The organism is Lysinibacillus sp. NPDC094403 (assembly GCF_050278745.1).
Classification (GTDB): domain Bacteria; phylum Bacillota; class Bacilli; order Bacillales_A; family Planococcaceae; genus Lysinibacillus.
This window is the reverse complement of the sequence record NZ_JBNNTL010000011.1, coordinates 129,813-137,437: the sequence shown is the minus strand read 5'-3', so window position 1 is coordinate 137,437 and position 7,625 is coordinate 129,813. Positions and strand designations below refer to the sequence as shown.

General features: G+C 35.2%; 6 protein-coding genes. 3 read left to right on the top strand and 3 right to left on the bottom strand.

The window, feature by feature from the left end; genetic code table 11:
• A partial coding sequence (locus ACQKMV_RS16445; protein WP_427505246.1) for a DDE-type integrase/transposase/recombinase occupies positions 1–386 on the top strand: 386 nt, incomplete at its 5' end.
• A gap of 95 nt (positions 387–481) precedes the next feature.
• Here ACQKMV_RS16445 and ACQKMV_RS16440 read toward each other — a convergent pair.
• Together ACQKMV_RS16440 and ACQKMV_RS16435 are read right to left on the bottom strand one after the other, a co-directional pair.
• On the bottom strand, positions 482–1,084 hold the full coding sequence (locus ACQKMV_RS16440) for a tetratricopeptide repeat protein (RefSeq protein WP_427505244.1): 603 nt from the start codon (positions 1,082–1,084) through the stop codon (positions 482–484).
• Between the two features lie 19 nt (positions 1,085–1,103).
• Positions 1,104–1,550 carry a hypothetical protein gene (locus ACQKMV_RS16435; RefSeq protein ID WP_427505243.1) on the bottom strand — a complete coding sequence of 149 codons (447 nt, stop codon included), beginning with the start codon at positions 1,548–1,550 and terminating at the stop codon, positions 1,104–1,106.
• A 347-nt stretch (positions 1,551–1,897) separates the two neighbouring features.
• Here ACQKMV_RS16435 and ACQKMV_RS16430 point away from each other — a divergent pair, with 347 nt between their 5' ends.
• Positions 1,898–4,753 carry a hypothetical protein gene (locus ACQKMV_RS16430; protein WP_427505242.1) on the top strand — a complete coding sequence of 952 codons (2,856 nt, stop codon included), beginning with the start codon at positions 1,898–1,900 and terminating at the stop codon, positions 4,751–4,753.
• A gap of 298 nt (positions 4,754–5,051) precedes the next feature.
• Positions 5,052–6,020 (top strand): glutaminase, encoded by a 969-nt coding sequence (locus ACQKMV_RS16425; protein WP_427505240.1) that lies wholly within the window; start codon positions 5,052–5,054, stop codon positions 6,018–6,020.
• A gap of 148 nt (positions 6,021–6,168) precedes the next feature.
• On the opposite strand, the gene ACQKMV_RS16420 is transcribed toward ACQKMV_RS16425, so the two are convergent.
• Positions 6,169–7,509 carry an amino acid permease gene (locus ACQKMV_RS16420; RefSeq protein ID WP_427505239.1) on the bottom strand — a complete coding sequence of 447 codons (1,341 nt, stop codon included), beginning with the start codon at positions 7,507–7,509 and terminating at the stop codon, positions 6,169–6,171.
• Positions 7,510–7,625 lie beyond the last annotated feature (116 nt).

The window sequence follows — 7,625 nt, the reverse complement described above, 5'->3', positions numbered from 1 at the left end:
ACGGCAAACGTGCTTATTTATCAACGATTAAGGACGCTGAGACAAACGAAATTTTAGCGTATGAAGTATCTGCTTCATTAAGTATGGATATCGCGATCGATACTCTTCGTAAATTGAAGCGAAATCACCACCATTTAACGGGAGATGCATTTATTCATTCAGATCAAGGATTCCATTATACGAATCCACAATTCCAGAAACTTGTGAAGAAAATGGGACTAGGGCAATCGATGTCACGCCGAGGAAACTGTTGGGATAACGCCCCCCAAGAATCCTTCTTCGGTCATTTTAAAGATGAAAGCAATATAAAAGCGTGCGAAACATTAGAAGAAGTAAAACGAGAAGTGAAAAGTTATATGATGTATTACAACCATTATCGAGGGTAATGGAACTTGAAAAAGCTACCGCCTGCAAAATACAGACAGCAGCTTCAAAAGGTTGCCTAGCTTTTTTTCAAAATGTCCTTTACAAAGGGTACACTTTAATATTCTTTCGCTTCTTTTTTATTATTTCGAAGTGTGGCATTTTTTCCAAGGATCAACAATTTGGTCGATTCACTATCTGTTGAATTCATATATTGTTCTAATGCAAGGATTTGTTGCTCTTTATTTCTATTCATACCTTCTAAAATTAAGTTTCTACGTAACACATAAGAATTTTCTGGATCTAATTCTAATGCTTTATATATTAATAATTTTGCTTTTTCACGATGTCCTGTTTGTTTCATTAAAGCAGCATAGCCAGCATGTGCTCCTGCACCATTTGGATTAATGCGAAGAGCTTCAAGAAAGGCTTCTTCCGCTTCTTGCCATCGCTGGGTTTCCGTATAAAGGTGGCCAAGTAAATCAAAGATGGTTTCCTCATCATAGCCTAATCTCATTGCTTCGTGAAACTGTTCTTCAGCCTTGTCAAACTCGTTTATTGCATAATTACTGTAACCTAACATATACCAAAGCCAGCTATTTTCAATATTGTTATGTAATTCCACGTTAATAAGTTCTATAACTTGGGGGAATTTCCCTATATAAAAATAATGCTCGATAACTTCAAAGGAAGATTCTTCATATTCTTCGTAATCATTCATTAAATATTTATCTCCATTCTTAAAGTACTAGTAAGAATATCGTAACCAAAGCATCGAGTAAGCTAGAGTCGATGAATGTGATAAAGCCTGACTTCCATAATAATTCAGTTCCACCGTCTACTGCCAAATGCTCTTTATAGGGCTTATTTAGAAAGACAAAGAAGATGAAAAAGCATGCAATCCCGAAAAGTCGGTCAACAACTATGATCGACTTTTCATCGGCTATTATTTGTTCCCCAATTGCGTAAACGACTGCAAGCTTCGCAATAATAAGGACAATACTAATAATCGTTAATAGCTGAATGTATTTTTTCTCGATTTTTAGCCATTTAGCATTTTGTAGACCTACTGCTGCCATAGCAAAAAGACCACCAAACATAGCAACAAAAAATAGATTACTAATGTCGTAGCTTCTTGTCTTGCCTATATCATTTCCTGTTAAACTAGGTTTATAAAGATTTTCCACAATCCCATCAGACTCCTTGTTTTACTTTAATATCCAAATAACAGTTGTATTATACATATATTTCTTAATACTGGAAATAGTTTATGGAGATGAGTTAGAAAGACGTTATTTCTTCCTATTTATATAAAAAAGCACTAAGTCCTATTTGTTCATGTCATATAGTTAAATAGATTATATATTTTGATGCGAAAAAATCGCTAGTTCGAAGTTGGAAATATCAAAAAAGTGATATTTATAATTGGAATAATGAGTATTATCTACCTTTTTGGATAGATTTCCAAAAAAGAGGGAAATTTTTAGATTCATACCGATATAAAATTTAGAAGGTATAAAGGAGGACAAACGACTTGAATAAAAAGTTTTTATTATCAGTTGCTGCAATACCTGCAGTCATTGTTGCACCAGCAGTAGTAGGGGCAGAAGAAACATCAACTATTAAAATAAACGCAGATGCGAAGGTCAATGACATAATCACAGCGGATGTGAAAAATTTACCGTCTAATACATATGTAAACAGTTATCAATGGTACTATATTGAAGCGGATGGTTCTGAAAAACTGATTCCTGGTGCTACAGGCATATCCTTAAAAGTTCCTGCTGAAGCAGAAAAGAAAACGATTATCGTAAAAGCGATCACTTCAAGTGATACTTATAAAAGTAATACATGTACGATAAAGCCATTGCAATTAAGCATTGAAGAACCAGTTTTTGAAGGTTACTCATCAACTAACTTTGTGACACCAGGTGATACTGTTAAAGTGGTAGGCGCAAATGTAATCGATGCAAATGGTACGAAATTAGAAAGTAACCAAATTACATACAGCTATCAATGGTTTTATAAAGTAGGGGAAGTCTTTTCAATTATTAATGGGGCAACTGGAGCAACATATACGATTCCTACGGATGCCTTAGACAAGGAACCGAAAGATATTGTAGTGAAAGTAACTGCGAAAGTAGGTGCATATACACTTGAATCGCGTCCCTCAAAAGTACTTACAGTATCTAAACAGCCGACAGAGACATTAACGAAGAATATTAAAGATTTACTGAAGGATGGCAACAAATATAATTTGACAACAACCTTTGGAGAATTTCAGGCACTTGCGAAAGACTTAGATAAAAAATATCAAGCTCTATCAAGTGCTGCAAAGGCGAATGTTCCTAATTATGATGTTTTGAAACGAGCGCTTGCAGATATTGCAGCTATCGAAGCATTAAAAGAAAAATTGAATAAAATGGGCAATGTTGATAAAAAGGATTTACCTCAGTTTTTGAAAAATCTTGAAGCAGGCTATAATAAGCTGGACTATTTACAGCGCAGTTTAGATGTTAGTGATGAAATATACAATGCGATAAAAATGGCATTGCATAACCCATCCAATATTGACGAGCTTACGGAAGTAAGAGAGATTAATAAACAAATTACTGCATTAATATCCTACGAAAATTCTTATGTCAAGTATGTTCCTTCTAGCTTAGAGTCTTTACAAGCGGCAGTGAACCAAATAGAAACGCGTATATCAAAACTGTCAAAAGATTACCAAGCAATCGTACAAAACCAAACAATATTAAAAGAAGCGAAGCAAGATATTAAGAAAATTGAGCAGTTCTTAAAATCATTTGATAAATTGTCGCCAAATGATACACCGAGCAAGCAAGTGACTACTGCAAAATCGATACGCTCTACTTACGAAAAATTTACTTACAAGCAAATGCTATTAGTTCCAAATACGTATAAAGAAAAATTGCAGAATGCGGAAAATGCAGAACAAATTCAAATTATGAAATTAAACGCATTAATTCAATCGTATGTTGGGGACAAGCAGTATCCGATTAATCCTACAAAAGAGACATGGAAAGAGAACGTAGATAATGTCAATAAAATAATCAGTGATTATAAAAACTTAACGAAGACTTCAGCGGCACAAATTAAAGACTATGATCGTATTTTAACATTGCAAAAAGATCTTAAAACGGCTGAAAAAGTTATTAAGGACATGGATGCCTATCTGAAACTTAAGAAAACACCGGGAGTCTCAGAGAGTAAGCTAAAATCAAGCTATAGCAGTACACTAAAAGCCTATAATAAGCTAACAAGTTTACAGCAATCACTTGTGTATAATGCAAAAGAGTTTTTAAATAATTCACAAGATGTGACTGTTGGTAACGGTGGTAAGGAACCACAAGATAAAGCAGCAGCCCTAGCTTTAAAAACAAAAATCGATTCTTTTGCAAACATCACCAACTATTCTCTGCAGCAATTAGAAACAGAAGTAGCGAGTGCTACAGCGGAATATAAAAAATTATCATCCGAAGCCCGTAAATATGTGACGAATTACGACCTACTAACAGCAGCAAGTAAAGATATTTCAGGCGCCAAATCGTTCCTTAAAAAAGTACAAGATGCTAAAGAGGAAACGGATGTTACGAAGCAGGTTAAGAAAATTCAAACAGTGCAAACAGCTTATGCAAAGTTACCTGCAAACCAACAGCATTTAGCTAAAGATGAGTATGAAAAATTACTTAAACTATTAGATGGCAATGTTCCAGACGTATCAAAATTAGAGAGTGAAATCGCTGCAATTATAAACAATGATATGTACACAGTATCTATGGAAAAAATTAAAGAGCTATCAACTCAATATAATAAGCTAAGCTCTAGTGATAAAAAACGTGTTACCAATGCTTCTATCTTAACTACGGCTGTCTCTGATGTGAAAAAAGTAGAGTCATTCATGAAGCAGTATGATAAATCATTCGAAAAAAATCCAGCAACTGTTATTAAAGCATTTTCAAAATTGACGTCAAAACAGACGAGTTTAATAAATGAAAGTGTTCGGAAAAAAATTGTTGAAGCAGAAGCAAAACAACAAGCTACAAACGAATCTGCTTTAAATTTGGTGGAAATGATCAATGGGCTTGAGAAAAATGGAGAATATATTGCCAATTTAGATACTGAAGTTACGAAAATTCGTACATCGTATGACAAGCTTAGTTCTACTGAGAAAAAAATAGTGAAAAATTACTCGAAGCTAACGCAGGCAGAAAGTGATTTGAAAAAAGTTTCGGAAGTATTTGAGTTATATAAAACTTACGAAGCGGCAACAGAAGAAAATAAGCCAGCTGCATATAAGACATGGCAAACTGCTTATGGCAAGCTTTCTAAAAAGCTTGAACTTCTTTATAAACAAATGCAGCCATAATATTTTAATTAGTACTAACCCCGAATAACGAATTTATTCGGGGTTTTTCTGTAGCGAAAAAGTCTATTGATAAATTTATTTTTTTCATTTGTGTAGAATATCAAATCTTCGCTATACTATTTACAGTTAATCATTAATTCCAGAAGGTACGAAGCCTCCAAAGCTTTAAAAAATTATATCGGAAAGAGTCTTCATAGTGTAAACTAGGGAGGCTCTGTTTTTGCCTAGCATTAAATTTTTTTAGTGAAGTGTACGGAAGAGTAACGAAGATTCATTTTTTTGGAAGGAGAACACAAAATTGCCGACAAATCATATCAACGATCATCATGACCTTGTAGCAGAATCGGTGAAACAATTTCGTCCTTATGCGAAAGAGGGACAATGCGCAAGCTATATTCCCGCTTTAGCGGAAAAAGATCCAAATCAATTAGCGATTTCGATTATCGGGACTAATAATGACGAAATGAAAGCCGGAGAGACAACTGAACTATTTACTCTGCAAAGTGTTTCAAAAGTTGTGACATTTATTTTAGCGTGTATGGAACGGGGATTACCCTATGTTTTAGAGCGAGTAGATGTTGAACCTACAGGTGATACCTTCAATTCAATCATTCGTCTTGAAAGCCATCAACCTGGAAAACCTTTTAACCCAATGATTAATGCAGGAGCGATTACAGTATCCTCTATGCTTGACGGAAATTCACCACAAGAGAAGGTTTCAAAAATCCTAAATTTTTTAGAACAAATCGTTGGCAAAAAAATAAGGGTAAATGAAGAGGTTTTTCAATCTGAATGGCAAACAGCTAATCGTAATCGATCATTAGCATACTATTTAATGGATTCTGGCTATTTAGATTGTCCTGTAGAGGAGGCATTGGAGGTTTATTTGAAACAATGCGCTATTGAAGTAAATGTTTCGGATTTAGCGATGATTGGTTTAGTAATCGCCAATGATGGCTATCATCCTCATTTAAATAAACAGCTGTTTCCTAAACAAGTAGCAAAATTAGCAAAGGCATTGATGGTTACATGCGGTATGTATAATGCTTCTGGTAAATTTGCTGCATTTATAGGGTTACCCGCTAAAAGTGGTGTCTCTGGAGCAATTTTGGCGGCTGTGCCAAGTCACGCAGGTCTAGATTCACCGTTCCCTGCTGGTTGCGGTATTGGTATATATGGACCAGCAATTGATGACATCGGGAACAGTGTAGCCGGTGTGAATTTGCTCAAGCATATTGCTACTGAGTGGAATATGAATATTTTTTAATCAATCAAAGAAAGATGACTTCAGTAAATGGACGAAGTCATCTTTTTTGTGATTTTTGCTGCGGTTTCGCTTTCGGACAAAAAATAAAGCCCTGAATAGGATCACTTTCTGTAAAGTGTCACTATCCAGGACAATTCATTTCACCGTATTAGTTCTTTCTTTTCATTTTATAAATAATCATTAGTACGATAAACCAAATTGGTGTTAAAAGTAATGCTGTACGTGTTGCCTCTGAAATGAACATGACTACTAATAGAAATGCAAAGAAGGCAAGCACTAAATAGTTCACGAATGGAGTAAAAGGTGCCTTGAAAATCGATGCTTCATGAAGTGCACGATTTTTTCGTTTATAAATAATATGAGAGATTAATATAATACTCCACACCCAGATAAAGCAAATAGCACTAATCGTTGTAACAACACTAAAGGCATTTTCAGGCATTAATTTACTTAGTAATGCACCGGCGGATACAACAACTGCAGACACAACGAGTGCGTTACTTGGTACACTGTTTTTATTGAGCTTTGCAAACGCTGGCGAAGCTTGCTTGTTGTTTCCAAGATTAAAAAGCATGCGACTTGTAGAAAATAAACCACTATTACCGGCCGAAGCAGCAGATGTTAGAACGACAAAATTAATAATACCTGCAGCAATTGGAATACCAGCTAGTGTAAATACTTGTACAAATGGACTACTTGATGCAGACATTTCATACCAAGGATTAATGCATAAAATAACAAATAACGCCCCTACGTAGAATAATAAAATGCGTAATGGAATTTTGTTAATGGCAGAAGGAATATTTTTTTTAGGATTGGCCGTTTCTGCAGCAGAAACCCCTACTAATTCGACTCCAACAAAAGCGAAAACAACCATTTGGAATGCCATTAGGAACCCATATAGGCCGTTCGGGAATAACCCACCATGTGACCATAGATTTTCAACCGAAACTGTGCCAGAGCTTGTTTGAAATCCTGTAAATAACATGAATAGTCCAATAATAATCAACGCAACAATTGTGATGACTTTTATAAGGGCAAACCAAAATTCTAGTTCACCAAATAGTTTTACAGTCAATAAATTCAATATTAATAACAGTACTAAACAGCCAATTGCAGGCACCCATTGAGGTATATCAAACCAATATTTTATATAAACGCCGACAGCAATAATATCTGCCATAGCGGTCATAATCCAGCAGAACCAGTATGTCCAGCCAGTGATGTAACCTGCCCAAGGTCCTATGTATTCGGATGCAAAATCAGTAAATGATGAATAGCCAGCATTTGATAATAACAGTTCACCTAATGCCCGCATGACAAAAAATAGGGCAGTACCGACAATTAGATAGGCAAAGATGATAGAAGGTCCCGCTAAAGCAATGGCTTTACCTGATCCTAAAAATAAACCAGTACCTATTGTTCCGCCAATCGCAATGAGCTGCACATGACGATTTTTTAAATCACGTTTTAATTGTTGTTGTTCCACGTTAATCCCCCTCAAAGATATGTAAAAACTATGACTGGAAAATAAAAAAAGAGACTAGTAGTGACACTAGTCTCGTAAACGACAGAATAACAAATACCGCTTGGATGTTGTATGTA

Coding starts and splice junctions, on each gene's coding strand:
- ACQKMV_RS16440 (WP_427505244.1), bottom strand. CDS start 1,084: ATGAATGATTACGAAGAATATGAAGAATCTTCCTTTGAAGTTATCGAG.